The 26,231-nt window shown below is 42.0% G+C and carries 23 protein-coding genes, 1 tRNA gene and 2 pseudogenes; 18 read left to right on the forward strand and 8 right to left on the reverse strand.

The window, feature by feature from the left end; genetic code table 11:
* Window positions 1–3: 3 nt before the first annotated feature.
* Window positions 4–1,143, forward strand: coding sequence for a hypothetical protein (locus AC5JMK_RS01015; protein ID WP_495909177.1), 1,140 nt, complete (start codon window positions 4–6; stop codon window positions 1,141–1,143).
* A gap of 72 nt (window positions 1,144–1,215) precedes the next feature.
* Here AC5JMK_RS01015 and AC5JMK_RS01020 read toward each other — a convergent pair whose 3' ends face one another.
* Complete coding sequence (locus AC5JMK_RS01020; RefSeq protein ID WP_495909202.1) at window positions 1,216–2,508, reverse strand: chloride channel protein; 1,293 nt, start codon at window positions 2,506–2,508, stop codon at window positions 1,216–1,218.
* A gap of 261 nt (window positions 2,509–2,769) precedes the next feature.
* Here AC5JMK_RS01020 and AC5JMK_RS01025 point away from each other — a divergent pair, with 261 nt between their 5' ends.
* Window positions 2,770–2,988: a hypothetical protein gene (locus tag AC5JMK_RS01025; protein WP_495909178.1), complete on the forward strand. Its 219-nt coding sequence runs from the start codon at window positions 2,770–2,772 to the stop codon at window positions 2,986–2,988.
* A gap of 48 nt (window positions 2,989–3,036) precedes the next feature.
* Complete coding sequence (locus tag AC5JMK_RS01030) at window positions 3,037–3,972, forward strand: histone deacetylase family protein (RefSeq protein WP_495909179.1); 936 nt, start codon at window positions 3,037–3,039, stop codon at window positions 3,970–3,972.
* A gap of 68 nt (window positions 3,973–4,040) precedes the next feature.
* Here the strand turns inward: AC5JMK_RS01030 and pyrE are convergent, their stop codons facing one another.
* Window positions 4,041–4,661 carry an orotate phosphoribosyltransferase gene (pyrE, locus tag AC5JMK_RS01035; protein ID WP_495909180.1) on the reverse strand — a complete coding sequence of 207 codons (621 nt, stop codon included), beginning with the start codon at window positions 4,659–4,661 and terminating at the stop codon, window positions 4,041–4,043.
* Between the two features lie 188 nt (window positions 4,662–4,849).
* Here pyrE and AC5JMK_RS01040 point away from each other — a divergent pair, with 188 nt between their 5' ends.
* Window positions 4,850–5,290, forward strand: coding sequence for a tudor domain-containing protein (locus AC5JMK_RS01040; RefSeq protein ID WP_495909181.1), 441 nt, complete (start codon window positions 4,850–4,852; stop codon window positions 5,288–5,290).
* A 75-nt stretch (window positions 5,291–5,365) separates the two neighbouring features.
* Here the strand turns inward: AC5JMK_RS01040 and AC5JMK_RS01045 are convergent.
* Window positions 5,366–5,438, reverse strand: a tRNA-Ile gene (locus tag AC5JMK_RS01045).
* Window positions 5,439–5,612: 174 nt separating this feature from the next.
* On the opposite strand from AC5JMK_RS01045, the gene AC5JMK_RS01050 reads away from it, so the two are divergent.
* Together AC5JMK_RS01050 and AC5JMK_RS01055 are read left to right on the forward strand one after the other, a co-directional pair.
* Entirely contained in the window at window positions 5,613–6,308 is a 696-nt protein-coding gene (locus AC5JMK_RS01050; RefSeq protein WP_096677791.1) for a hypothetical protein, read from the forward strand.
* Window positions 6,309–6,751: 443 nt separating this feature from the next.
* The gene (locus tag AC5JMK_RS01055; protein ID WP_495909182.1) at window positions 6,752–8,131 is read left to right on the forward strand and encodes a hemolysin family protein; all 1,380 of its coding nucleotides are present in this window, start codon (window positions 6,752–6,754) and stop codon (window positions 8,129–8,131) included.
* A 352-nt stretch (window positions 8,132–8,483) separates the two neighbouring features.
* Here the strand turns inward: AC5JMK_RS01055 and queC are convergent, their stop codons facing one another.
* Window positions 8,484–9,167, reverse strand: a complete 684-nt coding sequence (gene queC, locus AC5JMK_RS01060; protein WP_495909183.1) for a 7-cyano-7-deazaguanine synthase QueC — start codon at window positions 9,165–9,167, stop codon at window positions 8,484–8,486.
* Between the two features lie 604 nt (window positions 9,168–9,771).
* Here queC and AC5JMK_RS01065 point away from each other — a divergent pair.
* From AC5JMK_RS01065 to ftsH, 9 genes and pseudogenes are all read left to right on the forward strand, one after another.
* The gene (locus AC5JMK_RS01065; protein WP_096677794.1) at window positions 9,772–10,863 is read left to right on the forward strand and encodes a Gfo/Idh/MocA family protein; all 1,092 of its coding nucleotides are present in this window, start codon (window positions 9,772–9,774) and stop codon (window positions 10,861–10,863) included.
* Window positions 10,864–11,115: 252 nt separating this feature from the next.
* On the forward strand, window positions 11,116–11,730 hold the full coding sequence (locus tag AC5JMK_RS01070; RefSeq protein ID WP_096677795.1) for a DedA family protein: 615 nt from the start codon (window positions 11,116–11,118) through the stop codon (window positions 11,728–11,730).
* Between the two features lie 261 nt (window positions 11,731–11,991).
* Window positions 11,992–13,140 carry a filament morphology actin-like protein FcmB gene (gene fcmB / locus AC5JMK_RS01075; protein WP_096677796.1) on the forward strand — a complete coding sequence of 383 codons (1,149 nt, stop codon included), beginning with the start codon at window positions 11,992–11,994 and terminating at the stop codon, window positions 13,138–13,140.
* 5 nt (window positions 13,141–13,145) lie between these two features.
* Window positions 13,146–13,655, forward strand: coding sequence for a filament morphology membrane protein FcmC (fcmC, locus tag AC5JMK_RS01080; protein ID WP_096677797.1), 510 nt, complete (start codon window positions 13,146–13,148; stop codon window positions 13,653–13,655).
* Between the two features lie 152 nt (window positions 13,656–13,807).
* Window positions 13,808–14,008 carry an IS630 transposase-related protein gene (locus AC5JMK_RS01085; protein ID WP_495909184.1) on the forward strand — a complete coding sequence of 67 codons (201 nt, stop codon included), beginning with the start codon at window positions 13,808–13,810 and terminating at the stop codon, window positions 14,006–14,008.
* A 98-nt stretch (window positions 14,009–14,106) separates the two neighbouring features.
* A pseudogene (locus tag AC5JMK_RS01090) lies at window positions 14,107–14,678 on the forward strand (transposase); the annotation flags it as partial.
* Between the two features lie 127 nt (window positions 14,679–14,805).
* Window positions 14,806–14,979, forward strand: a pseudogene (locus AC5JMK_RS01095) (transposase); the annotation flags it as partial.
* 5 nt (window positions 14,980–14,984) lie between these two features.
* Window positions 14,985–15,194, forward strand: coding sequence for a hypothetical protein (locus AC5JMK_RS01100; protein WP_495909185.1), 210 nt, complete (start codon window positions 14,985–14,987; stop codon window positions 15,192–15,194).
* A gap of 91 nt (window positions 15,195–15,285) precedes the next feature.
* Window positions 15,286–17,205, forward strand: a complete 1,920-nt coding sequence (ftsH, locus tag AC5JMK_RS01105; RefSeq protein ID WP_096677798.1) for an ATP-dependent zinc metalloprotease FtsH — start codon at window positions 15,286–15,288, stop codon at window positions 17,203–17,205.
* A gap of 225 nt (window positions 17,206–17,430) precedes the next feature.
* Here ftsH and AC5JMK_RS01110 read toward each other — a convergent pair whose 3' ends face one another.
* Entirely contained in the window at window positions 17,431–18,108 is a 678-nt protein-coding gene (locus AC5JMK_RS01110; RefSeq protein ID WP_096677799.1) for a response regulator transcription factor, read from the reverse strand.
* Window positions 18,109–18,223: 115 nt separating this feature from the next.
* Between AC5JMK_RS01110 and AC5JMK_RS01115 the strand changes: the two genes are divergently transcribed.
* The 3 genes from AC5JMK_RS01115 to AC5JMK_RS01125 all read left to right on the forward strand — a co-directional run bounded on the left by AC5JMK_RS01115 (window position 18,224) and on the right by AC5JMK_RS01125 (window position 23,506).
* Window positions 18,224–18,649, forward strand: a complete 426-nt coding sequence (locus tag AC5JMK_RS01115) for a hypothetical protein (RefSeq protein WP_495909186.1) — start codon at window positions 18,224–18,226, stop codon at window positions 18,647–18,649.
* A 288-nt stretch (window positions 18,650–18,937) separates the two neighbouring features.
* Complete coding sequence (locus AC5JMK_RS01120; RefSeq protein WP_096677801.1) at window positions 18,938–20,275, forward strand: efflux RND transporter periplasmic adaptor subunit; 1,338 nt, start codon at window positions 18,938–18,940, stop codon at window positions 20,273–20,275.
* 60 nt (window positions 20,276–20,335) lie between these two features.
* Complete coding sequence (locus AC5JMK_RS01125; protein ID WP_096677802.1) at window positions 20,336–23,506, forward strand: efflux RND transporter permease subunit; 3,171 nt, start codon at window positions 20,336–20,338, stop codon at window positions 23,504–23,506.
* On the opposite strand, the gene AC5JMK_RS01130 is transcribed toward AC5JMK_RS01125, so the two are convergent.
* From AC5JMK_RS01130 to AC5JMK_RS01140, 3 genes are read right to left on the reverse strand one after another with little or no spacing between them, the layout of a single operon-like run.
* The gene (locus AC5JMK_RS01130; RefSeq protein WP_096677803.1) at window positions 23,489–24,229 is read right to left on the reverse strand and encodes an amino acid ABC transporter ATP-binding protein; all 741 of its coding nucleotides are present in this window, start codon (window positions 24,227–24,229) and stop codon (window positions 23,489–23,491) included. The genes AC5JMK_RS01125 and AC5JMK_RS01130 overlap by 18 nt on opposite strands.
* Entirely contained in the window at window positions 24,226–25,245 is a 1,020-nt protein-coding gene (locus AC5JMK_RS01135) for an amino acid ABC transporter permease (RefSeq protein WP_096677804.1), read from the reverse strand. The genes AC5JMK_RS01130 and AC5JMK_RS01135 overlap by 4 nt, the downstream gene beginning before the upstream one ends.
* A 4-nt stretch (window positions 25,246–25,249) precedes the next feature.
* A complete protein-coding gene (locus AC5JMK_RS01140; protein WP_495909203.1) occupies window positions 25,250–26,167 on the reverse strand; it encodes an amino acid ABC transporter permease in 918 nt (305 codons plus the stop codon).
* Window positions 26,168–26,231: the final 64 nt, after the last annotated feature.

A 26,231-nucleotide genomic window follows, 5' to 3' on the forward strand; every position in this document is an offset into this window, starting at 1 on the left:
ATAGTGGAAGTTAGTTTCAGCTCTTCAGAACTTAGAAGGAAAAAATACTTCAACCTCAGTTCACAGATTGCTCAATTAGATAATGCACAACTGCGTTCTCTGTTTGACGATAATCAGTCAAGTTTGGGTTGGGGACTAACTCAAACTATAGTTCTTGGAGAATCCAAAGTCTTCGTGAAACGCATTCCAGTGACAAACATCGAATATGACAACTTGTTCTCTACCAAAAATCTCTATGATCTGCCGACTTACTTTAATTACGGACTCGGTTCTGCTGGTTTAGGGGTCGCTGGTTTAGGGGTCTTCCGTGAACTCGTGACACATATCAAAACCACCAACTGGGTATTAGAGGGAGCGATCGCCACCTTCCCACTGATGTACCATTATCGGATTATTCCGTTCTCTGGGCAGCGTGTGGACGTGGATAGGAAGTGTCTAAAAGGCTTTGTGGAATACTGGGGAAATAGTGCGAACGTCGGCAATTATATGTTAGACAGAGCGAACGCCAACCATGAGTTAGCTCTGTTCCTGGAGTACATACCACATGTTCTGGAAACATGGCTGCGGGAAAACCCTAACAAACTCCAGAAACCTCTGGATGACTTGCGTAGGACAATTGCCTTTTTGAGGACGAAGGAAATCATCCACTTCGACGCACATTTTCGCAACGTCCTCACCGATGGCGAGCAGATCTATTTAACCGATTTTGGTTTGGCACTTGACAAGAGTTTTACGTTGACGAAGGATGAAGAATCTTTCTTTAAGGAGAACACATTTTACGACTACGGAGAAATCCTGCGGAATCTTAGCCACTTTATTCGAGCATCGTATGACTCATGTTCGGAGAACGATAAACGCACAATAATGGAAAAATATGGCATAAAAGAAGGTTTACAACATTATGAACTGGGGTCTCTATTACTCGACAACATCGAGCAGATACATGCTGATGGAATCATGAAGCTAGATGAATTCTATGTTGCCAGCATAGTGAAGTACCGCAGCATCATTGCGCTGATGCGAAACTTCTATTTTGATATATGGAGAAATAACAAAAAAGACACGAAACTTCCTCATTTAAAACTACAGCTACTGCTTAAAGAGACAGGGTTTCTTCCTGGTGCTGAATCCCAAGGCGGATAGTTGTCATCATTTGCTGCTGTGGTGCGTCCCAACAACCTCTTAACAGTCGCGGTTTTGATTGAGAGGGAAAGTTTACGAGCCATCCTGCTTAGACTTAATTTGAGATGCAATTAAAGGAATTTTCGGAGCAAAAAAGAATCCAATTAAACTTGCAAAAAGAATTGGTGTTAAGGGAGCGAAATTAGTCAGTTTTGACAGCAGTAAAGTTGTGCTGATTGGTGTACGTGTGACTGCGGCGTTAATAGCTGCCATTACACAAATCATAGATAGAGAAGGGTTAATTCCAGGAACAAAAACCGCTATTGCTTTACCAAGACAAGCGCCAATAAAAAATAGAGGAATTATAAATCCACCAGGCCATCCACCTGTTACGGTAACACCAATGGCAGCCATTTTACCCAAGGCTAAACTCAACAGCAAAACGCCAGAAAAGCTAGTATTAGCGATGAATGCTAACTGATCATGTCCAAAATAACGAGTTAGCGGTAATGAGAATGCTAAGATTCCTAAAGCCAGTCCTGCTAAAGTTGTGCGAAGATAAACTGGGCCAGGAATACGGGCAAATAAGCGATCGCATCCGTGAAAAATGCCTATAAATATCCATCCTGCTAAGGCCCCAATCATCCCGAAGAGGATAGCAAACAAAACATCATTAATGCTTTCTAAACTATACTGGGGTAAATACCAAATCGGTGCGATTCCTAAATGCGTAATTAACGCAAACACTAAGTAACTAGCACAACTAGAAACAATAGCTGGCATCAGTGCTTGGTAGTACTCCACTACATACTGATGATGCAAGATCTCTAAAGCAAACACCGCACCGCCAAGAGGTGCGCCAAATAAGGCAGTAAAACCTGCTGCCATCCCCGCTAGACTCATATTGCGGACATCTTCACCTTGAAGTTGAAGGCGATCGCTAATCCAAGTCCCAAACGAACCTGTTACCTGTACTAGTGGTGCTTCTGGTCCAGCGCTACCACCTGCCGAAATCCCAACTAAAGAAGCAAGAATCATGGCAGGATTTTTGCTAATATCCAAACGTCCACTGCGGAAATGAATGTTATCTATAATAACGCCAATTTCTCCAGGATTACCAAGAAAATGAATTACTAAACCGACAATTAATCCCGCTAATGGCATTAACAGCAACACACCCCAACCAGGTAATTTTTGTAGCGTGTTAGTTGAGATTTCTAGTATATTCCAATATAAAGCAGCAAATAAGCCACCAACAATTCCTACCAGTACCCAACGCAAAACCCAACGGGAAATCATGAAAGGATTACGCCTTGTGAGTCCGAATAATTGCGAAAATGCCCAACGTTGAGTTTGATCTAATCTTTGACGCTGCTTTGGTTGCACTGTACTAGTTACCGTAGTGAAAAACGAGATAGGAGATGTTGACGCTTTTTGTGTCAATTGTCATCTACTTGATTAAAGAAATTTTAATTTATCTTGCACACCTGTAAAAATAAGACAAATGTCAAGATTAAACCTAGCTTAATTGGTTAAGTTAAGTTAATACTCAAGATAGTGTGTATCTCCTCTCAGCACAGACTAAGATGCTTGGGATGTGAAGTTTTAGTTTAAAGATTAATGGTGGATAAAAAGAAAATTACTCCCATGAGTAAGGAAACCGTTCCTGAACAAGCCGAACAATCTAGTCCCGCAGGAGATGAAACACAACTCAGTCCAGAGGTGCTTGACAAAATCAAACATCCCCCAAAAATGGATGATGTTTTGCGGGAGTTACCGCCGGATGAACTCAAGAATAACCAAGCAGTGGTACCAGAAATGCTTGATGAACCAACCGATGAAATCGTTGGTTTCACAAAAGACTAGTAAAGATACAATTGCAATCAGTATCCATATGCCAATTTTGCTTGGACTATGTTGCCAGTTATCTATTCGGACGAATTTCTAGATCACAAAACCGGATATCTCCATCCTGAAAAACCAGAACGCTTAAGTGCCATTACTAGCGCTTTAAAAGTTGCAACGTTTGCTTCACAAATTGAATGGCGATCGCCTACAGCAGTGGTAGATCGTCCTTTAATCTCGCTAATTGAGGAGGCACACAGCCAAAGCTATATTAAAACAGTCCAAGAAATAGCCTCTAATGGTGGTGGTTACTTGGATACAGATACAGCAGTGTCTCCCCGTAGTTATGATGTAGCATTACTAGCAGTGAGTGCTTGGCTGGATGGAGTAGATATCGTCCGAGAAACTGGCGAACCCGCTTTTGTGTTAGCACGTCCACCAGGACACCATGCTGAAAGAGAATATGGTATGGGGTTTTGTTTATTTGCTAATGCTGCGATCGCTGCTTTTTATGCCCTGAAACAACCAGATATTAACCGCGTTGCCATTTTAGACTGGGATGTGCATCATGGTAATGGCACGCAAGCAATTGTGGAAACTAACCCTCAAATAGCCTATTGTTCACTCCATCAATACCCTTGTTATCCAGGAACTGGTAAAGCAACAGAAAAAGGTTTTCATCGCAATGTCCTGAATTTACCGATACCACCTGGTAATGATATTGGAGTATACCAACCTATTTTTGAAAAAAAGGTTGTACCCTTTCTGTCAGACTTTCAACCAGATTTATTAATAGTTAGTGCTGGTTATGATGCTAATGCAGCTGATCCACTAGCAATGATTAATCTCCAACCCCAAGATTACGGTGTATTTACCAACTATTGTTTAAGGATCACCCGTCGAATTTTATTTGGGTTAGAAGGTGGCTACGATTTGCCTGCACTCTCCCAATCTGTCGTAGCCACTATTAGTCAATGTTTAGAGACTTCCTATTTTAAAGTTTAATTTGATTAATAATGCTGGGTGCGATCGCCTAAGTAAAAATTATTCAAACCCTTACTAATGACAAATAACTAATTCCTCAAATTCCGATATCTTTCCTGAATATCCTCTATTGTGAATACTGCTTGAAAATTTAACCCTACTGATTGATAAAACTCTGCTCCACCCTGCTGACGATCTACCAGGGAAATTACTTGATTAACAGTATAATCTGCTGCTCTAAGACGTTCAACTGCTTTCATGGCAGATTGTCCAGTAGTAACAACATCTTCTAAAACCACCACATTTGCACCTGTTGGCAAATTTGGCCCTTCTATATACGCCTTTGTTCCGTGTCCTTTGGCTTCTTTACGAATAATCAGCGCTGGTATGGGACGATGCTCATAGGCAGAAACTACACTCACAGCACTCACAATCGGATCTGCACCCAATGTCAATCCAGCTACCGCCTGAGTATCTTGTGGTAGAAGCGATAAGAGAATACGACCAATTGCTAAAGCACCTTGGGGATGGAGTGTAACTTGTTTCCCGTTGATGTAATAAGAACTACGTTGTCCAGAAGAGAGAACAAAATCGCCTTCTTGATATGCGAGTTGGCAAAATAAATCTAGCAACTTGTCACGTAAGCTTGGCAAATCACTATTAACTGCCCAGATGTCAGATGGGGTAGGGGTTTGAGCTTGGTAAGTCATTACAAAAGAATAAAATTTGTGCTAAACCAATGGTTGAGCTTCTCAGTAAACAGGCGTAAAAAAGATAACCATTAAATTTATTAGTAGGTAGTAATTAGTTGTTAACCACTAACTACTAACAGTCACTACTAGAAGTTCTCAAGATAAGGATAAATGAAGATTTGCACAAAGACAGAGGAAAAATAAAAATGGCTTTAAAATTCAAAATTTTGGGTGGATTATTAGTAATGTTTACTACTGCGATCGCAATTCCGGCTTTAGCTCAAGATGAAGCACAAACATCGAATAATGAGTATATAACACCAAATGAAGCTTTTGAACGAGCTTACTTTAAAAATTCTCCTGATTTTTTTGGTAGTATCACCAGTCAAAGCGACATAAACGATATTTTTGGTCTTGGTTCATTTTCCCGAAACAGTTTTCCGGAAAATCAAATAGCCAGAGATAGTGAGTTAGTTCACATTCTCTATCGAGACATTCTCTACCAACAGGTTAGTAATGATCCTTATCTTCGTAGTCCCGATTTACCCAATCCTTACAACACTTCGCTGTTAATGTCTCCAGGCTTAAATGCTAACAAGCTTAAGGTTGGTACTGAGTTTCGGTTTGAACAAATACCTCCTCGTTAAGGTTCTACTATAAGCAACAGTCAGCAGTCTGTTAGAGACTATTGACTGTTTAACTCATAACTAATACTTTTGAAATCCAGGGTGCAGGAGTTGAACCTGCCTAAGGCGAATTATGAGTTCGCTGCCTCAACCGCTCGGCCAACCCTGGTTATTGTCTGATAGATTATAGCATAATTTTATTAATTGTGTGCGATCGCAACTTACTTTTTAGGTTTTAACACTAGATAATTTGATATTGCTATAGTGCAGACTAATATTAATTAAGTCCCTGAAAAACACAGTTTAAAACAATCCAATATTTTTTTGCCATAGCTTGCGAGCAATGAAACTAAATTCTACCGTAGTTCTAACTTTAACTTTATTAGCCCTGATGTTGGGAGCTGGTTCTGTAAGTGCCTTTTTAGGATTTGATATTGGTAGTAAAGCACTCAAAGGTGTGACTGCACCAGATTCTCGCCCCACTACCAAGTTTGCCAGTGCTAAAAGCGGTAACTCTCAGCATGAAGGGCTGGTGCTTTTAAAAGAGCAAGAAATTCTCAAAACTGTAAAGGCAAGAATAGAGGGCAAAACCAAAACCCCTAAGTCAGAACAAGAAGAAGACGAAACTGTTAACAACAAACAGAAGCCACAGGACAAACCCCAGACAGAAGTTGAAGAAAAACCCCAGCCAGGATTTCCAGTTTCTGCTGAAAATGAAGGCGTCAGTCTTTCGGTACAATCTGCTCGTTATTCTGGCGGTGCATTGCAACTGCGAGTTAAAATGCAGAACAAAAGTAAAGATTCTGTACGCTTCCTCTACAGTTTTTTAGATGTCTCAGATGATAAAGGACGAACCCTGAGTGCTAGTACAGATGGTTTACCATCAGAATTACCAAACAACAGCCCAACATATACTGGTACTGTTAGCATTCCCACAGCTTTGCTTGATGATGTCAAAAGCATTTCACTTTCTCTAACAGATTATCCAGCTCAACAACTGAATTTGGAAGTGTTAGATATTCCTGTAGGAAGGCAGTAGGGGATCGGGAATTGAGGATTGGGAATTGGGGATCACGGAGAAGGGAGCAGGGAGCAGGGAGACGTGAGGACACGCGGAGAATCACTAATCCTCATACTCTGTGAGAAGCCCTTTGGGTAGTTCCCTCCGGAACGCTACCTGCGCCGCTCAGTGTCTACACGAACGTAGTCGCACTCTACGAGAAGTCTATGAGCGCGTCTACATGAGGGAAACCCCCATAGACGCGCCTTCTTCGGCTACCTTTGGAAGCCACTCCGTGTCTACCCGTAGGGTAGACCGCGCTGTCTCACCGCTTGCGCGTCTACGCGTAGCGTCTCCTCTGGAGAATCCCCCTTCTCCCTTCGCCCCTAATCCCCAAAGAGGGCCCCCAGTTCCCCGATCCTCGATCCCCGATCCCTAATCCCCAATTCCCAACTTGGTGTGCATTTTACACGGGCTTTGCAGTGATAGGTTTTCCTAGCTTGAATTGGACTGATGTATGGCTGCGAGTGTTGTCAGTGCTGCTGCTGATTGCCATCAACGCTTTTTTTGTAACAGCAGAATTCTCGATGGTAACAGTACGGCGATCGCGTATTCATCAGTTAGTACAAGCTGGTGATATACAAGCATTATCCGTTGAAGTTCTACAGCGTAGTATAGACCTATTGCTGTCTACAACTCAGCTAGGGATTACTCTCTCAAGTTTGGCGCTGGGGTGGATTGGAGAAAGCACGATTGTTGTTATAGTCAAATCATGGCTACAATCCTTGCCTCTTCCCGGAGGAATGAATATTGCGATCGCTCATTCATTATCAATCCCGATCGCCTTTTTTTTCATTGCCTATTTGCAAATAGTTTTAGGGGAACTGTGTCCTAAATCAGTAGCGATGCTGTACTCAGAACAGCTAGCACGATTTTTAGGCCCTTCTGTGAAAGCGATCGTTAGGTTTTTTAATCCCTTTATTTGGATTCTCAACCAATCAACTCGCTGTTTGTTGCGATTATTTGGCATTCAATATACTGGTCAAAGTTGGAGACCACCTGTTACACCTGAAGAATTACAGTTAATTATTTCTACAGAACGTGAATCTACTGGATTAGAAGCGGGAGAACGAGAACTACTCAAAAATGTTTTTGAGTTCGGAGAAGTAACAGCACAAGCAGTTATGGTTCCTCGTAATAATATAGTAGCTTTACCTCAAGATGCGACTTTACAGATTTTTCTTGAACAAATGGCAGCTACGAGTTACTATTGTTTCCCAATTATTGGAGAATCTCTAGAAGATATTATTGGTGTCGTTTACTTTCAAGATTTAGCAAAACCTTTAGTTGTAAGCAAATTAGTTTTAGAAACACAAATTCAATATTTGATACGTCCGGTAAGATTTGTTCCAGAACACACACCATTAGGTGAATTATTACCAATGATGCAGCAAGAAAAGCTGGGAATGGTAATAGTAGTGGATGAATTTGGTGGAACGGTTGGACTAGTCACCATTGAAGATGTAATTGCCCAAATTATTGGTGATATTGGTATTGTAGAAAATCACGATGAATTGCTAATTGAGTTTATAGATAACCAGACATTCTTAGTGCAAGCGCAAATTAATTTAGAAGAGTTGAACGATGTATTACATCTTAATTTGCCTTTGGGAAGAGAATATCAAACACTTGCAGGTTTTATGCTATATCAATTGCAAAAAATTCCTGCCTTGGGTGAAACTCTCCGTTACCAAAATTTGGAATTAACTGTCACATCAGTTGATGGGCCTCGCTTGCATCAAATTCAAGTACGGCGCTTTGAGGAGGACGGGGGACGCGGGGACAAAACAATTAAAATTTAAAATTTAAGAACAAGGGGAAGGAGACACGGAGGACAAGGGGAATAAGGGGGACACGGGAGACACGGGGGGGGACATTCTTGATAGATTCTCCCTGTCGCTATGTCTTTTACTCTGTGTATCTTCCAAAACCTCTTAAAAAGTAAAAAGTAAAAAGATAATCCCCATAAATAAATTGAGGGGAAATAACCACGGACATAGCAACTTCGGTGCGGGAGCATCTCATAGACGCGTAGCGGCTTCTCGGAGAGTAATAAATGTTTTCCTGATCGTTCCATAAATAAATTTAGGGGCTTAGTACCAGCACTTTTTCTTAGGAAGTGCCTTTTGAATGAGTGACTTTTGCCTTGTTTGGTCAACAAGGCGAAGCATAATTCAACGGATCTTTAAGTCCTAATTCAGCAAAAGCAGCAAGACGTAAACGGCAAGAATCGCAGACACCACATGCCATTTCATCACCAGCGTAGCAAGACCAAGTAAGTTCCCAAGGAACTCCCAATTTATTACCTAATTGGATAATATCAGTTTTTTTTAGCTCAAGTAGAGGTGCAACAATGGTGATCGGCTTGCCTTCGCGTCCTTGTTTTGTTCCTAAACGAAAGACTTCCTGCATTGCTTGGATATAATCAAGACGACAATCAGGATATCCAGAGTAATCTAAAGCATTGACGCCAATGTAGACACGTTCTGCGGCGATAGTTTCAGCGTAAGCAAGAGCAAAACTCAAAAAAATTGTATTCCGTGCAGGTACGTAGGTAACAGGAATATTTTGTGACATTTCCTCTAAAGAACGCTTTTGGGGTAAATCAATCGTGTCATCTGTAAGTGCCGAACCACCCCACTGCCGTAAATCAAAGGTTACTATTTGATTTTGGACGATACCTGCTTTTTGGGCGATCGCTAATGCTGAGTGCAATTCTCTTCGATGCCGTTGTTGGTAATCAAAGGAAATAGCATAACACTCACAACCATCCACCAGTGCTTGATAGAGAACAGTCGAAGAGTCTAATCCACCAGACAATAAAATTACAGCTTTCATATTTACGTTTGGGTGTATGGGGATATAAGGGTATAGAGATATAGATAAATTGGTTTATATTACACCCTTACACCCTAAAAGCAATATTTTTTGGGCAAAGGGTGAAAAATCTACATCGATGAGATACCTAATACTTCCCCTTAAACCCATCTCTGGTTGACAGATAAGAATAATTGCTGACTTTCTTGCTGATTTTAATGCAGATAAATGCTATTCCAATAAAGCCTTTCTAAATCAAAATCTCTCTATAGTTAGTAACTTAACTGGCAAAAAATTATTTATTTTTAGTGGGAATAATTAGATAATTATACCGCAAATTGATTTTTGAGTCTCACTAATAAACATATGCTGTTACCATACTTGTTTTTTAAGGCCAAAAATAGTACTAGTTTATTTATTTGTAAAGTTTAGAAATAAACATCAAACTCTACTGAGTATAAAAAACAGACCCAGATGGTGGGAACTCATAACAAACTTTGAAATTCTTCATAAATAGAACCTCTATGTTACCATCTGGATGGTTTTAGACGACTAAATCAGTGGCAGTTTAAGTATCAAAGCCGACGATTATTGTAGCGTCTCTAAATTGGTGGTTGAGGAGAGAATGAGAGTGCAAGATAGCAGTATGTCAGCAGGAGAACAAAACGGACACGGACACCGCACCCAGCCCCACCCGATCCGCATAGGCGTGATCGGGGTGGGTAATATGGGGCAACATCATGCCCGTATCCTAAGTTCCATGAAAGATGTTGAACTGGTTGGGGTTGCAGATATAAATGTTGAACGAGGATTAGAAACCGCCAGTAGATACAAGGTGCGTTTTTTTGAGGATTACTGCGATCTGCTGCCACATGTGGAAGCGGTTTGCATTGCTGTCCCCACGCGTTTACATTACGCCGTGGGAATTTCTTGTCTTTTGGCAGGAATCCACGTCTTGGTAGAAAAACCGATCGCAGCCAGTATTTCCGAAGCAGAATCGCTAGTTAATGCCGCAGCTGAATCTGGTTGTATTCTCCAAGTAGGTCACATTGAGCGCTTCAGTCCAGCTTTTCAAGAATTAAGTAAAGTATTAAAAACTGAAGAAGTGCTGGCCTTAGAAGCCCATCGCATGAGTCCCTACTCAAACCGTGCCAACGATGTCTCAGTTGTTTTGGATTTAATGATCCATGATATTGACTTACTATTAGAATTAGCCGCCTCACCAGTGGTGAAGTTAACGGCTAGTGGCAATCATACCTTAGACTCTGGTTATTTGGACTATGTGAGTGCGACCTTGGGATTTGCTAATGGCATTGTTGCCACCCTGACTGCTAGCAAAGTCACTCACCGCAAAATCCGCAGTATAGTCGCTCATTGTAAAAGTTCATATACAGAGGCAGATTTTCTCAAAAATGAAATTTTGATTCATCGTCACACTACACCTAACTCTGTGACAGACTATCGGAAAGTCCTTTACAAGCAAGATGGTGTGATTGAAAAAGTTTATACTAGCAACACTGATAAATTGGGTGCAGAATTGGAACATTTTGTCAACTGTGTGCGTGGTGGAAACCAACCTTCAGTTGGTGGTGAACAAGCACTTAAAGCCTTAAGACTAGCAAGTCTAATTGAACAGATGGCTATGGAAGAAAGAGTTTGGAACCCATTAGATTGGGAATCTGAATCGAGAGTGCAATCTTTAACACCCACCGTTTAACAAGAGTAGGAGAGTAAAACAGCAACAGAGGGGGAAAAGTAAGAAATTACTCTTTCCCTCTCTTTTAATGTGAGTTGTTGATAGTTGCTTTCTCCAAACAACAAACAACACACAAAATTTACCAAACAGAACTCAATAAGTACTCAGACACAACTAATTACACAGATTTTTTCCAGTTAAGAGTTCCTGATCTCCACAAATCAAATCAATTTAATTTTGTCCAACTACTTAGCAATTTTAGGAATTAACTCAATGACTGATTGGATCAAAACTACTATCGAATCTATGGGCTATGTGGGAATTGCCTTATTAATGTTCCTTGAAAATCTTTTTCCTCCCATTCCTTCAGAATTGATTATGCCTCTAGCAGGATATACAGCAAACCTACCAGATGCAAAGCTCAATATTATTGGTGTGTTTTTTGCAGGACTAGTAGGTTCTGTGTTCGGCGCACTCATCTGGTACTATCCTGGTAAGTTTCTTGGTGAAGACCGCTTAAAAGTTTGGGCTGACAAATATGGTAAGTGGCTAACCATAAGTAGTAAAGACATCATTAAGTCTAAGCATTGGTTTGATAGGCAGGGTAACAAAGCTGTTCTGATGGGTCGCCTAGTACCAGGAATTCGTACCTTGATTTCTGTACCCGCAGGACTCAGCAATATGCCTTTACCATCTTTTATATTTTATACAACTGTGGGTAGCGCTGCTTGGGTAGGTTTGCTAACATACTCAGGATACATATTGGGTAGTCAATATGAACTTGTGGACAAGTACCTTGCTCCTGTATCAAAAATTGTGCTTGCGGTTATACTTTTAGCATTTCTTGTTTTGGTATTAAAGCGGAAGCACAAACATAGGAGAAGATAAAAACCTTGCCCCGGATTAGAATCTACAAAAACAACTGTTTTGGTGTAAAAAGTAGCCCTATGAATGAGAACAAGCTACTTGTGAGTTGCTATTGAACTTTGCTTCAGCATAGCCTTAGTAAACTAACTCACATTCACTAATTCAGTAATTTTTGGCAAGTTTTCAGCTAAATGTTAACGTAACCAAAAATTTCTGATACACGCATTTTTGTAAGATGAGCATGGTAACTTTTTTAAGCATAAGTAAGTACTAGGAGCTTTCATGACAGACCAACCTTCCGCAGCCACCCCGATGAATGCTGCTGCCATACCCATGAATAGAGTATCGGCCTCTACTCCGATCAATGCTACTCCTACCCCAAATGTGGGTGGTGCCACAAGTAAAAAGATTCTCAGTGTTGACTTAGGTAGAACTTCCACAAAAGCTTGTGTCAGCCGCGAACCAGGAAATGTAATATTTGTCTCCGCCAATGTGAAAGAAATGTCAATGGAACAAGTGCGCGGAGGTGTCTTTGAAGCCCGTGCAACAGATCCTTTGATGGATTTGTGGTTGGAGTATCAAGGTAGTGGATATGCTGTAGGTCAACTAGCTGCCGACTTCGGTGCTAATTTAGGTGTAGGTCAATCCAAAGTAGAAGATGCGCTTGTCAAAACCTTAGCTTGTGCTGGTTATTTCAAGTTGAAAGATGATATCTCTGTTGTCATGGGTTTGCCTTACCTTTCCCAAGAACAGTTTGAAAAGGAAAAAGCCCAGTTGATTAGCCAATTAAGCGGTCCTCACACGATGAAGTTCCGTGGTGAGGATGTGTCGCTAAATATCAGTAAAGTTTGGGTAATGCCAGAAGGTTATGGTAGTTTACTATGGTGTGAAGCCCAACCGAAAAAAACCGCCGCAATGCCAGATTTCACTAAGGTGTCAGTAGCAATCGTGGACATTGGACATCAAACCATCGATTGCTTGATGGTAGATAATTTCCGCTTTGCTAGAGGTGCTTCTAAGAGTGAAGACTTCGGTATGAGCAAGTTTTATGAACTCGTAGCTGCCGAAATTGATGGAGCCGATAGCCAATCTTTGGCTTTAATTGCTGCTGTTAACCGCCCCAAAGGCGATCGCTACTATCGTCCTAGAGGTGCAGGTAAACCCGCCAATCTAGATGATTTTCTTCCCAATTTAATAGAAATGTTTTCGCGTGAAATTTGCAGTCGTGTGTTAGCATGGCTACCAGAGCGCGTCACTGATGTGATTCTCACTGGTGGCGGTGGGGAGTTTTTCTGGGAAGACGTTCAACGTCTATTGAAAGAAGCAAAAATTAATGCCCACTTAGCATCACCATCTCGACAAGCTAATGCTCTAGGTCAGTTTATTTATTCAGAGGCACAACTATCCGCTAATCGCTCTTCTAGGGCTTAAAAATAATGTTCCAATGGTCAAAAAAGGTGGTTAAATCGGTTACGTTCAACCCAGGGGTGGCTGACGAAAGCTTATTAGCGCTTATCGAAAGCCAATTGGAGAAAGATCCCAACAAGACTTTCAGCGACCTCTGTAAAGAGGCCCTGTGGCAGGCTTTATGCGTGCCAGAATCAGTAAGACCAAGCCCACCGCCTACTCCCCAATCAGTACTAACAAAAGGAGTAGAACCACAAATAGCTGAAATACAAAGGCAATTGGCTGACCTTGAGGAACGTTTTTTTGCCAAAGAATCTCATCGATTAGAGATGATAGAACGCCACCTGACGCAACTCAGCCAACAAGTGGCACAACTGGCAATTATGGTGAATCAAACACAAGCCATACACTCACCGTCGCCATCAACACCAGTGCCAGAAGTAGTAAATCATAGTGTTGCTGCTTCTTATACTGCTGCACTTCCTCAAGATGTTGATCCTGTAATTAGCCGTCTGAGTCAGTATTTGGATGATTTTTAGGAACCCCAGGGTGTGATATTATTGTGCCGCTTTTGACCTCCTTAGTAGAATCTCTATTAAGGAGGTTTAATATTTCAGGTAGTATAGCAACCGCCGGGCTAGTTAGGACATAATCTAAGATAGATAAAGAAGTGATTAGTTTGGACATTCCAATGGCAAGGGCTTACAGTTATGATCTGCGGCGAAAAGTGATTGAAGCGATTGAACTTGATGGGATGAAGCGCTCGGAGGCGAGTGAATTCTTCAATATCAGCCGTAATACAATCAATACATGGTTCCAACGTCGTAGGGAAACGGTTTCACTCTTGAGTATGCAAAACTGGGCAACCTTTGCAGCAAGGGGGTTTGATTAGAGAATGAATTGTATTCCACTCTACTTACCCCCTTGCTGCCACCTCCACTCCTAGATATTAAATGTGGGCAAAATATATAAGGTTGCCCAGTTTTGCTCTTATTTGTCCAAGGGGGTGACTTTCAAGCCAAAGTCAGAGAAAATCGCTTAATTGGTCATAAAATCACTGACTGGGAGAAATTTCGAGCTTTTGTGGAAACTCATGGCGACAAAACTCAAGTGGAGATGGCTCAACTGTGGGAAGGTGACATTAGCGATCGCACAATATCACGTGCTTTGAAGAAGATTGGGTTTACGCGAAAAAAAAGACCTACGGCTACCGTGAAACAGATGAAGCCAAACGCAAAGCCTTTGTGGAACAGCTAGCCCCCTTGAAGAATGAGGAGATTGTTTATGCCGATGAGTCAGGCATGGATCATCGAGAAGATTATGGTTATGGCTATAGTCCTCAAGGGGAACGCTTTCATGACCTGAAGTCTGGTCGCAGGACAGGTCGAGTTAACATGATTGCTGCACTTTGTGGTCAACAGATATTAGCACCGTTCACAATTGAAGGAGCTTGCAACCGTCAGGTATTTGAAACTTGGTTAGAAACCTGCTTGATTCCCACCTTGAAACCAGGACAGAAACTTGTCATTGACAATGCCACTTTTCATAAAGGTGGACGCATTGAGGCACTTCCAAGTAATAAAAGCAAGCGCCGTATTAAATATATTTTGGCGCCTTCCCAAGAATTTAGGCGCTTTCGCCTAAGAGGCGCGCCTCGACGGCTGGGCATTTTATTATTTGGAGATCCCTGAAGAACTGGTCCAAGCAGCAGGCTGTGAGGTTTGGTATTTACCACCTTATTCACCAGATTTAAACCGGATTGAAAAATCTTGGTCATGGTTAAAAAGTCGGATTCGCAAACAACTGGAGAATTTTGGAACATTGCGAGAAGCCATGGAGTATGTCCTAGCTCTAGTGTCCTAACCAACATGGCGCTTGCTATAAAAGGATTAATAATCCCCAATCCTCAATCCTCAATCCTCAATCCTCAATCCTCAATCCTCAATCCTCAATCCTCAATTCTCAATTCTCAATCCTCAATCCTCAATCCTCAATCTCTGTTCTCTACTTTTAAAATAGAAGTACCAACAGCACAAAGCAGAAGGTATCCTAATATTCTGAAGGCAGAGCTACACTAGAGTGAGAAAAGCTTATTTCTACTCTTTACTAAAAGAAAAGCTATAAAAAAACCAGCGCTCAGATCATGGCAGCGGACAAAGGGTAATTCTTATGAGAAGTTTTGAGAAAAAGGTGTCAACAAAACAGCGACCGACAAAACGTACAGCTTTGGCAGGGGCGTTGGTAGCTGGTATGATGATGTTGCCAGGATTTGTGATAGGTACTCCAGCCTTAGCACAAAAAGCAGAGCAGCAGCAGGACAACAACACTCTTAGCTATGGTAAACTGCTCCAAAAAATTGAAGATGGAGAAGTCGTCAGGGTAGATTTGGACGAAACTGAAAAAGTAGCAGATGTGTATCTCAAGGGACAGGAACCAAATGCTCAACCGCTACGTGTAAAGCTTTTGGATCAAAACCCAGAATTAATCAATACACTTAAAGCTAATAGAAATGTTCAATTTGACGAGGTTTCCTCTACTAATAGTAAAGCTGCTGTTGGTCTTTTGATCAATCTCATGTGGATTTTGCCACTGGTTGCTTTAATGTTATTGTTCCTACGCCGCTCTACGAATGCTTCTAGTCAAGCCATGAATTTTGGTAAATCCAGAGCTCGTTTTCAAATGGAGGCAAAAACTGGTATCAAATTCGATGATGTAGCGGGTATTGAAGAAGCCAAAGAAGAACTGCAAGAAGTTGTTACCTTCCTCAAACAACCAGAAAAATTTACTGCTGTTGGCGCACGCATCCCCAAAGGAGTGCTGTTAGTAGGACCTCCGGGTACTGGTAAAACCTTACTAGCAAAAGCCATTGCTGGGGAAGCAGGTGTTCCTTTCTTTAGCATTTCCGGTTCAGAATTTGTGGAAATGTTTGTTGGTGTGGGTGCATCTCGCGTCCGTGACTTATTCAAAAAAGCCAAAGATAATGCTCCTTGTTTGATATTTATCGATGAAATTGATGCTGTTGGTAGACAACGGGGTGCTGGTATTGGTGGTGGTAACGACGAGAGAGAGCAAACTCTTAACCAGTTGCTGACCGAAATGGATGGTTTTGAGGGCAATACAGGCATTATTATTATTGCTGCTACTAACCGCCCAGATGTTTTGGATGCAGCATTACTCAGACCCGGAAGATTTGACCGTCAGGTAATTGTTGATGCACCAGACAGGAAAGGGCGTTTGGAAATTTTAAAAGTTCACGCTCGTAATAAGAAGGTTGACCCAGCAGTTTCCCTAGAAGTTGTTGCACGCCGTACCCCTGGTTTTACAGGGGCAGATTTAGCTAACCTGTTGAATGAAGCAGCTATTCTCACAGCACGCAGACGCAAAGATTTAATTACACAGATAGAAATTGACGATGCTATTGATAGGCTGACGATTGGGTTAACTCTCAACCCATTGTTAGATAGCAACAAAAAGCGATTGATTGCCTATCACGAGGTGGGACACGCTTTGTTGGCTACACTTTTACCCCACGCAGACCCTTTAAACAAAGTCACCATTATTCCCCGTTCTGGTGGAGTCGGTGGTTTCTCTCAGCAAATTCTCAATGAAGAGATGATTGATAGTGGTCTTTACACTCGTGCTTGGATACAAGACAACATTACCATGACACTGGGAGGAAAAGCCTCAGAAGCAGAAGTATTTGGAGAATCTGAAGTTACAGGTGGCGCTAGTAACGATTTGAAAATGGTTGCGAACCTAGCTCGAAAGATGGTGACAATGTACGGGATGTCTGACTTGGGACTAGTAGCTTTGGAAACTCAAAATAGTGATGTCTTTTTGGGTAGGGATTGGGTCAGCCGCAACGAATATTCAGAAGAAATGGCCACCAAGATTGATAGACAAGTGCGAGAAATGGCTATTTTTTGTTACCAACAAGCTCGAAAAATAATCCGTGAAAACCGAGCATTAGTAGATCGTCTTGTAGACTTATTAGTGGAACAGGAAACTATAGAAGGAGAGCAATTCCGTAAAATTGTTGCTGAGTATACCCAGTTACCTGAAAAGCAACAGTTAGTTGTTAGCGGCTAGGGGTTGGTCGTTTGTTGGTGGGATGACAATTAATACGGTTCGGTTAAGGATTTTTCGTCATAATTTTCGGATTGTACCAGACGCGATATATCGCGTCTCTAGTGGGTTTCAATATCAATCGATTTATCTGCTCCGAACCGTATTGCGTTATACCGAACTCGCATCTGTGTCAGGTTTCAATGTCTTTGGGATGATTAATGTTTAAAACCCTATTTCCACGAATTGTTATGAATTCGGCGGATTCAACCGATAGCCTACCCGATGCACCGTTTCGAGCCAATCTCTAGCCCCAATGATTTGCAGACGTTGGCGCAAGCGGCGTACCAAAGTTGTGACTGCATTACTTTCGGGTTCTTCTCCGCTACTCCACAGGGCTTGCTCAATCTGATCATGAGATAAAATTTGGCGGGGATGTCGCATCAAATATTCCATCAATTGGAACTCCCGGCTAGAAAGTTGAGTTGTGATTGCATCAAGTTCAATCGTCAAATTAGATACATGCAGATGTAACCCACTTAAGCTGAGTATATCTCCTTGCCACATTGGCGATCGCCTTCCCAATGCTCGTACCCGCGCCAAAAGTTCTAATACATCTACTGGTTTGACTAAGTAATCATCCGCACCCGCATCTAAACCCATTACCTTATCTGTAACCGTGTCTTTTGCAGTCAATATCAGTACTGGAGCGACTTTACCTGCTCTTCGATATGACTGACACAGTTCTACCCCACTCATCTTAGGTAACATCCAATCTAGAATCAATAAGTCATAATCTTTTTGAAAAGCAAACCATTGTGCTGTTTCTCCATCTTCAATTGCATCTACTGTATGCCCTACTTTCAATAGTGCAGCCCGCAGTGGTTCTAATTGGGCTAGATCGTCTTCAACCAGTAAGATCAACATCCCATTTATATCAGCTTGCTGTAAATTTCACTTGCTAGTTTTAAGATTAAGCTAACTGAGTGACATAGAAGTGACGATCAGCAATTAACATCAAGCAATCAAGTCTATTCCTTCCATGCGTCAACTTCAACTTTTTCCAGTATTACAAACATTAGGGTTTGTGTTTTGGTCATCATTACCGTTGATTGGACTGGTTTTTTGGGTGGGAAGCGGTTTAGTGGGAGATCGAATACTCAATCATACCTACAGTCATAAAAAATACCTGCAAGCGGATACGCAATTAGTACGGCAGATCATGAAAAAGGTAGTGGCGATTGAGGTGAAAGTTCTTCAAGCCAAAGGAGTTTCGCTAGTGAATGTGAAAACAAATCACTCACCTCTCAAAACGATGAAATTTGAGTTCTCAATCACCGAGCCTAATCAACTTGAAGCTAACATTAGTCGCGAGTTGGGTTTATCACGGGAACGAGTCAGCGAACTAATTCGCTATCAAGGACTAGATAAAATTAAGCGTGAAAGCGATCGCACCATCGCAATTTAAATCCAGATTTAAACTCTTTTGTAATATTTCTCTATCAAACTACAAATTCTGACATTATTTTGTCACATTTATCTATCAAACTATAAACTAAGAAGACTTTCAGCATTTTGATTAAACTTCTTGCAGAAGTCAGGGCAAAGGTTAAAGGAATAGAAAAATCCTTTTCCCTTTACCCTTTTCCCAACTCTTGCACTCATGTATTTTTGCAAGAGGTCTAATATTGTTCTTTCTGTATTCTGGCTTCTCACTCATTAGTCCTAAATCCTCAATAGCTTGCCATCAACCGCTATGGATACTTCTGAAGCTCCAGTTTCAACCCATCAAACCCAATCAGACAGTTCTACTCGTTCTGGCAAACCCTGGTTCCGGACATTGATAATTTTGTTTTTAACCACTGGGGGTATTATCCTTTGGCGGATGCTGGCTCCTGGTGGCGCACCGCAACCTTCTGTGGCTCAACAGCAGCAAGCACCATCCCCACGCCCCATTGAAACGATCGCTCTGGCCACTGGAACTGCTACCAGGAATGTACAGCTTTTGGGACAGGTGGAAGCCACTCAACAATCCACACTTCGCGCTCAAACTAGTGGAACTGTCGAAAAAATCTTAGTGCAACCAGGCGATCGCGTCAAGGCAGGAATGGTAATTGCTGTCTTAGATGACTCTGATCAGCAATTGGCGATCGCTCAAGCACAGGCGCAACTAGCACAGCAACGTAGCAATTTAGCACGCTTAGAAGTAGGTACTCGTCCAGAAATTATTGCTCAACGTCAAGCAGCCGTCACATCTGCCAAAGCACGAGAACAAGAAGCACGGGATAACCTCAAGCGTACTAGTGACCTAGTGAAAGAAGGTGCATTGTCACAAAGAACACTAGTGGAAGCTCAAACAAATTTAAATGACATCCAGGGAACACTGTTAGAAGCTCAAGCTGAACTTGCAGAAGCCAAAGCAGGGCCAATTCAAGAAGAAATTGCCGCCCAGAAAGCCAACGTAGAAGCAGCCCAAGCTAACCTCGCACAAGTACAACTAGCAAAACAACGAACTCGGATTGTGGCATCTGAATCGGGTGTAGTGCAGACACGACACGTCAGCAATGGTGATTTGGTGCAAAGCTCTAATCAAATTGTCACCCTAGTAGCAGGCGATCGCTTTGACATTTTCTTAGAGTTACCAGAAGAATTAACTGGTCGAGTTACTCCCGGTATGGCAATTGAACTCACAGCTCGCGCCCTACCACAATGGAAACAACGAGCGACAATCACCGCCGTCGTTCCCTCTGCCGACAGTGCCTCCCGTCGTCAACGAGTACGTGTCCAAATTAACAAACCACCATCAGGATTATTACCAGGGATGGCGATCGCAGGCAACCTAAAGATGCCTGCAAATCGTTCTAGTTTTGTCGTCTCGCGAGATGCCTTAACCAGAAGACAAAACGAATGGTTTGTCTTCACAGTCACCGATGGCAAAGCCAAACAAATTCAGGTAGAAATGATTGCTGACATGGGCAAAGACATGGCAATTTATCATTCCTCCCTACAAACCGGACAACGCATCGTCCTACGTGGCGGTGACGGCTTGCAAGATGGTGCGCCAGTGAAAATAGTTGATCCAACTAATCAGTGATCAGTGATCAAATTAAACTGTTAACTGTTAACTGTTAACTGATTCATCCCCAATCCCACTATGAACTTTATCGAAACTTCTGTGCGTTGGCGACATGGTACTTTTGTCCTGTTTTGCTTGCTAGCAATATTGGGAGTATTTTCGCTGCTGAATCTGCCTTTAGAGTTGCAACCAGGGGGCGATCGCCCGGAAATTACGATTACCACCACATACCCAGGAGCAGGACCGACGGAGGTAGAAGACCTGATTACGCGCCCGATTGAAGAGCAAATGGAAGAGGTGCTGGGTGTACAGGAAATTAGTAGTAATTCTCGATCTGGACGCAGTAGCATTACATTAGAATTTACTCAGGATGCTAATTTGCAAGAGCGGATGATTGATGTGATCAACCGCTTGCAGCAGGTGGAAAGCTTACCTCCAGAAGCCCAGGAATCGAGTGTAGAACTGGTGGGCGGTAATAGTTCCCCGATGATGTGGATTCCTTTTGATACAAAACAAGGATTTCAACCGGATGCTAACCGCTATCGAGATTTAGCCGAAGAAGTGGTGATTCCCCGCTTGCGGCGAGTGGAGGGAACAGGACAATTTCTCGTAGTCGGTGGACAAGAGCGAGAAGTAGAAGTGAAGGTTGATCCAAAAGCATTGTCTGATCGCAACCTCACGATTGGTAACGTGGTGGAGGTACTGCGGGAAAACAACCGCGATATCCGGGGTGGGCCGTTAATTTTGGGACGACGGGAATATCGAGTACGCACAGTCAGCCGATCGCAAGATTTATCACAAATAGAAGGCTTTGTACTGCGACGTGATCAGTCCGGTACAGTTTACTTGCGGGATGTGGCTCAAGTACAGATGGGGCGCAAACCGCAAGATAGTGCGTTGATATTTAACGGCAAACCAGGGGTAGCAGTTGGTGTAATTCGGCAAATTGGGGCAAATGTCCCAGAGGTTGCTAAAGGTGTTCGCGCGGAAATTGCTGCACTGCAAACAGAATTTGATCGGCAAAATCAGGGAATTCGTTTTGTCTTCAACTATGACGAGAGCCAATATATTAATCAATCGGTGGCTTTTGTTCAAGGTAATTTGGTGAGTGGGGCGCTGCTAGCTACCATTGTCTTAGTTTTGTTCCTCGGTTCCATGCGTACCGTGGCGGTGGTGGCAATCACAATTCCGACTACACTGATTATGGTGTTTATCGTCATGTCTGCATTGGGACGGACATTAAACATTATCAGTTTGGCAGGATTGGCATTTGCGGTGGGTATGGTTGTAGATAACGCCATCGTCGTGATTGAGAATATCTTCACCCATATGCAGCAGGGTAAAAGTGCCATGCGCGCAGCGATTGAAGGTACACAAGAAGTTTGGGGCGCGATGCTTGGTTCTACCCTGACTAACGTTGTGGTGTTTGCGCCATTAATTATGGTGACGGGAGAAGCTGGGCAACTTTATGCTGATATGGCGATCGCTCTTTCTGCTTCTTCCTTATTCTCCTTATTTGCCGCATTGACTTTAGTCCCCATGCTTTCTGGATTGTTCCTCAAGCAATCGGAAGCAATGCAAATGATGGAAGGTGGCGAATATCGAGGTGGTAATTTGTTGGAGCGATCGGTTGCCAAATCTTCAGCCGTATTTCGTCATTTTCAGGGTAAATTAGAAAACTTTCTCGCTTCTACAGTTAGTTGGTCACTAGGACGCAAGCGAATTGGTCGGAGATTAATAGTACTGTCGATTCCTGTTGCTTTACTTTTCATCAGTGTTGTGCTAATGCCACCTGCGGATTATTTACCAGAAGGTAATCGTAACTTAGTTGTCTTGCGGGCGGAACCTTTACCAGGAACCAGTATTCCCGAAGCAATTCGCCAGTCTGAATCAATCCGAGAATTTTTGCGATCGCAACCAGAAGTTGAGCGTATTTTGTATGTTGATCGTCCCGGCGCACTACGGGGGATAGCCACAATCTTAAAATCAGAATTTGCCACCACCACTGGGTTAGCTGAAATGGTAGATCGGTTGCGCGCCCAAAGTAACAATTTTGCTGGATACCGCTTTATAGTCCCAACTCGCATTTCTATTTTCCGCGATCCTGGTAAGGAGTTTGAAGTGGATATTGTCGGGGCTGATCTCAATCAGATCAATGATCTGGAGAAACAAATTACAGGTAAATTGCGACAACTTTCCGGAGTGCAGAATGTACGTTCCAACTTTGTCACAGGAGCCGGAGAACTGCAAGTGATTCCCAATCGAGAACGTATTGCAGAAGTGGGACTCTCGGAAGCTGACATTGGTTCAATGGTAGAAGCTGCATTGGGTGGACGCATTGCTTCCGATTACATTGATGGCAAAGAAGAACTTGATGTTTCAGTGGAGTTACAAAATACCTCCGTGGAAACACCAGAACAACTGCGACAATTGCCACTGTATGCTCAGGGACGACAGGTGCAACTAGGTGATGTTGCTCAAGTCAGCGAAACGATTGGGCCGGATGTAATTAATCACGTGGATTTAGAGCGATCAATTAGCCTCACCGTCTCCCTCGCACCGGATGCACCGCTTGCTACTTTAGTAGAACGTACTGAAAATCAAATTCTCGCTCCTTTGCGTGCGAATTTACCTACAGGCTATCGGCTAGAATTGGCGGGTTCCGCAGATCAGTTAGCAGCCACTGTTGCTCAACTAGCTGCTGCGTTTGCATTTTCGATTTTGATTACATACTTATTATTAGTGGCACTTTATCGCTCATTCCTTTACCCAGTAGTAATTATGGCTACTGTACCAATGGGAATGAGTGGCGCACTCTTAAGCCTAGTTATTGCCAACCGCATTCCCGGAATGAATGTGGCGTTAGATATGATTACAGCATTGGGATTTGTGATTTTGACAGGTGTGGTTGTCAACAACGCCATTCTGTTAGTCGATAGAGCCTTGCAACTTCAGGAAGCAGGCGAAGATTATGATGCATCACTCTATAATGCAACCAGCGATCGCCTACGGGCAATTTTCATGTCTGCGGGAACTAGTGTGTTAGGAATGTTACCTTTAGCAGTACTACCGGGTCAGGGTTCAGAATTATACCAAGGATTAGGCATTGTCCTGACTGGTGGTTTGGCATTTTCCACTATTTTGACTCCCACCGTTGTACCTGCGCTGATGGGTTTACTACATGATTTCTCTGGACGCAGAACGCGAGCAACGGTATTAGTCCAATCTCCCTTAAAGAATTTGAGATAAAAACTTACGAGTACGTTCCTGTTGGGGATTTTGAAAAAATTCTGCTGGTGTAGCTACTTCTACAATTACACCCCCATCCATAAGAATAACTCGATCAGCTACTTCCCTTGCAAACCCAACTTCGTGGGTGACAACTACCATTGTCATTCCATCCGCAGCCAGAGTTTTGATCACATCCAACACTTCACGTACCATCTCTGGATCAAGTGCAGATGTTGGTTCATCAAACAGCATAACTTTGGGTTGCATTGCTAAAGCACGAGCGATCGCTACCCGTTGTTGTTGTCCTCCTGAAAGTTGTTCTGGGTATTTTTGCGCTTGTTCCAAGATTCCAACTCGTTCTAATAACTGCATCCCTAGTTCTTCGGCTTTGATACGCGATCGCTTCCGTACCCAAATTGGCGCTAAAGTTATATTTTGCAGTACCGTTAAATGTGGAAATAAGTTGAACTGCTGAAACACCATCCCTACTTCTTGTCGAATTGCTTCAATATTGCGTAGATCATCTGTTAAAGCAATTCCGTCTATTTCTATACGTCCTTGTTGATAGTCTTCTAGGGCGTTAAAAGTGCGAATAAAAGTCGATTTCCCGGAACCAGAAGGCCCCATAATCACCACAACTTCTCCCCGGTTTACCGTCAGACTAGCACCCTGTAAAACATGGAATTTGCCATACCATTTCTGTACATCTTGGGCAATAATAATCGGCTCTTGTATATTCATCTTTTCCCAATCCCCAATTGCTTTTCTAATCGCTGCGAAGCTAAGGACATTGCATAACAAAATACCCAATAAAGCAAGCCAATAAATAAATAAACTTCTGCATAACGATTAATATACTGTGGTTGTGCCAAAATTGAACGGGAAATACCAGTTAATTCTAACAATCCGACAATTGATAATAAGGAAGTATCTTTAAATAAACCGATAAATTGCCCAACCAAAGCCGGAATTACTGCTCGCAAAGCTTGCGGTAAAATAATAAATAACATCATAAAAACAGTATTCAATCCCAAGGCTCTGGCTGCTTCATATTGTCCACTTGGAATTGATTGTAATCCCCCGCGCACGTTTTCTGCTAAATAGGCAGCACTAAAAAGAGTTAAACCAGCAATCCCTCTGACGACTCGATCTAAACGAAATTCTATTGGTAAAAATAAGGGTAGCATCACCTGAGCTAAAAATAGAATACCAATCAATGGCAATCCACGTACAATTTCGATATAAAGGATCGAAAAATTTTTGATGACAAATAATTTACTCTGACGCCCCAATGCTAAAAGAACACCCAAAGGGAAAGAAATCACTATACTGATCACAGCAGTTACAAGAGTCAGTAATAACCCATTCCATAAATTTGTATCTACAGACTGTAACCCTAATCCACCACCAATTAACAATAACACTACTGGAAAAGATAGCGCCCATGCTATAGGTAAAATCGGATTCAAACGGCTAGCAAGACGCTGCGTAAAAATTGCCCATGATACTATTGAAAGACTTAAAATAATAGCTAGTACTAACCATAATCGCCAATAAAGTTCAGCAGGATAACGACCTACTAAAAACAAAGGTAAATTAGCTTTAATTACTGACCATTGTGCTTGGTTAAATACCCAGTTAAAAATATTTGTGATTGCATAAATTAGTAACCAAACACAAACTATAGTCAAGATACTGTTGTACCAGGTATTAAAAAGATTCTTTTTGAACCATTTACGAATATTTTGATTTAACATTTGCTTATCTTTCCTTGAGTTGCACAGTCTGATTGAGCAAATTCATCATAAATGAGATAACTAAACTTATGGTTAAATAGGTAATCATAATTAGCAACATCACCTCTACAGCTCGACCAGTTTGATTAAAAGTCGTTGAAGCCACAAAGTAAATATCAGGATAACCAATCGCGATCGCTAAACTTGAATTCTTAGCTAAATTCAGATATTGACTTGTTAATGGTGGAATAATTAACCGCAAAGCTTGGGGAAAAATAACTAAACGCAAGACTAATCCTGATTTTAAACCCAATGCTTTTGCAGCTTCCCATTGTCCTTTTGATACTGATAAAATTCCGGCTCTAATAATTTCGGCAATAAAAGCTCCAGTGTACAAAGTCAAGCCAAGAGCTAATGTTGATAATTCCGGAGAAAAGTGAATTCCAAAAGGAAAGAAAACTCCCCGATTACTAATTTCAATTAATCCCAAAAACGAAACTGTCTTTTCTGCTTGTGGTAAGCTTAAAAATACTGCAAAATACCAGAAGAATAATTGCAAAAGTAAAGGTGTATTACGCAGAATTTCTACATAAATTAAAGCTAGTTTCCGCACCAACCAATTATCAGATAGTCTTGCTATCCCAACAATAATACCAATAGCTGTAGCCAGGATAATTCCAAAGATTATCACTCGAAGAGAATTGATTAAACCTACTAATAAAGCCCGACGATAGGGGTCAGAAGCTTGATAAGCAATCGGAGTTTCACCAATATCAAAAGAAGCTTGAGAATTGAGAAAATCAAAACCCAATTGAATACCAAGTTGCTGCAAATTATCTGTCAGGTTTATCCATAATATCAATGCGATCGCAACTGCAATAAAAACAGCAATAAGTTGAGCAACAATAGCCCAAAATTTACGGTTATACCAAATAGGAGTCATTCGATTTGGAGTTTGGATTACTCTTTGATAAGCCACCCATAGGGCGTCTATAGATTTTGGATTG

The sequence above is a fragment of the Pelatocladus sp. genome (assembly GCF_059505505.1).

Coding starts and splice junctions, on each gene's coding strand:
- AC5JMK_RS01025 (WP_495909178.1), top strand. CDS start 2,770: ATGAGTAAGGAAACCGTTCCTGAACAAGCCGAACAATCTAGTCCCGCA.
- AC5JMK_RS01030 (WP_495909179.1), top strand. CDS start 3,037: ATGTTGCCAGTTATCTATTCGGACGAATTTCTAGATCACAAAACCGGA.
- pyrE (WP_495909180.1), bottom strand. CDS start 4,661: ATGACTTACCAAGCTCAAACCCCTACCCCATCTGACATCTGGGCAGTT.
- AC5JMK_RS01040 (WP_495909181.1), top strand. CDS start 4,850: ATGGCTTTAAAATTCAAAATTTTGGGTGGATTATTAGTAATGTTTACT.
- AC5JMK_RS01050 (WP_096677791.1), top strand. CDS start 5,613: ATGAAACTAAATTCTACCGTAGTTCTAACTTTAACTTTATTAGCCCTG.
- queC (WP_495909183.1), bottom strand. CDS start 9,167: ATGAAAGCTGTAATTTTATTGTCTGGTGGATTAGACTCTTCGACTGTT.
- AC5JMK_RS01065 (WP_096677794.1), top strand. CDS start 9,772: ATGAGAGTGCAAGATAGCAGTATGTCAGCAGGAGAACAAAACGGACAC.
- AC5JMK_RS01070 (WP_096677795.1), top strand. CDS start 11,116: ATGACTGATTGGATCAAAACTACTATCGAATCTATGGGCTATGTGGGA.
- fcmB (WP_096677796.1), top strand. CDS start 11,992: ATGACAGACCAACCTTCCGCAGCCACCCCGATGAATGCTGCTGCCATA.
- fcmC (WP_096677797.1), top strand. CDS start 13,146: ATGTTCCAATGGTCAAAAAAGGTGGTTAAATCGGTTACGTTCAACCCA.
- AC5JMK_RS01085 (WP_495909184.1), top strand. CDS start 13,808: ATGGCAAGGGCTTACAGTTATGATCTGCGGCGAAAAGTGATTGAAGCG.
- AC5JMK_RS01100 (WP_495909185.1), top strand. CDS start 14,985: ATGGCGCTTGCTATAAAAGGATTAATAATCCCCAATCCTCAATCCTCA.
- ftsH (WP_096677798.1), top strand. CDS start 15,286: ATGAGAAGTTTTGAGAAAAAGGTGTCAACAAAACAGCGACCGACAAAA.
- AC5JMK_RS01110 (WP_096677799.1), bottom strand. CDS start 18,108: ATGTTGATCTTACTGGTTGAAGACGATCTAGCCCAATTAGAACCACTG.
- AC5JMK_RS01115 (WP_495909186.1), top strand. CDS start 18,224: ATGCGTCAACTTCAACTTTTTCCAGTATTACAAACATTAGGGTTTGTG.
- AC5JMK_RS01120 (WP_096677801.1), top strand. CDS start 18,938: ATGGATACTTCTGAAGCTCCAGTTTCAACCCATCAAACCCAATCAGAC.
- AC5JMK_RS01125 (WP_096677802.1), top strand. CDS start 20,336: ATGAACTTTATCGAAACTTCTGTGCGTTGGCGACATGGTACTTTTGTC.
- AC5JMK_RS01130 (WP_096677803.1), bottom strand. CDS start 24,229: ATGAATATACAAGAGCCGATTATTATTGCCCAAGATGTACAGAAATGG.
- AC5JMK_RS01135 (WP_096677804.1), bottom strand. CDS start 25,245: ATGTTAAATCAAAATATTCGTAAATGGTTCAAAAAGAATCTTTTTAAT.
- AC5JMK_RS01140 (WP_495909203.1), bottom strand. CDS start 26,167: ATGACTCCTATTTGGTATAACCGTAAATTTTGGGCTATTGTTGCTCAA.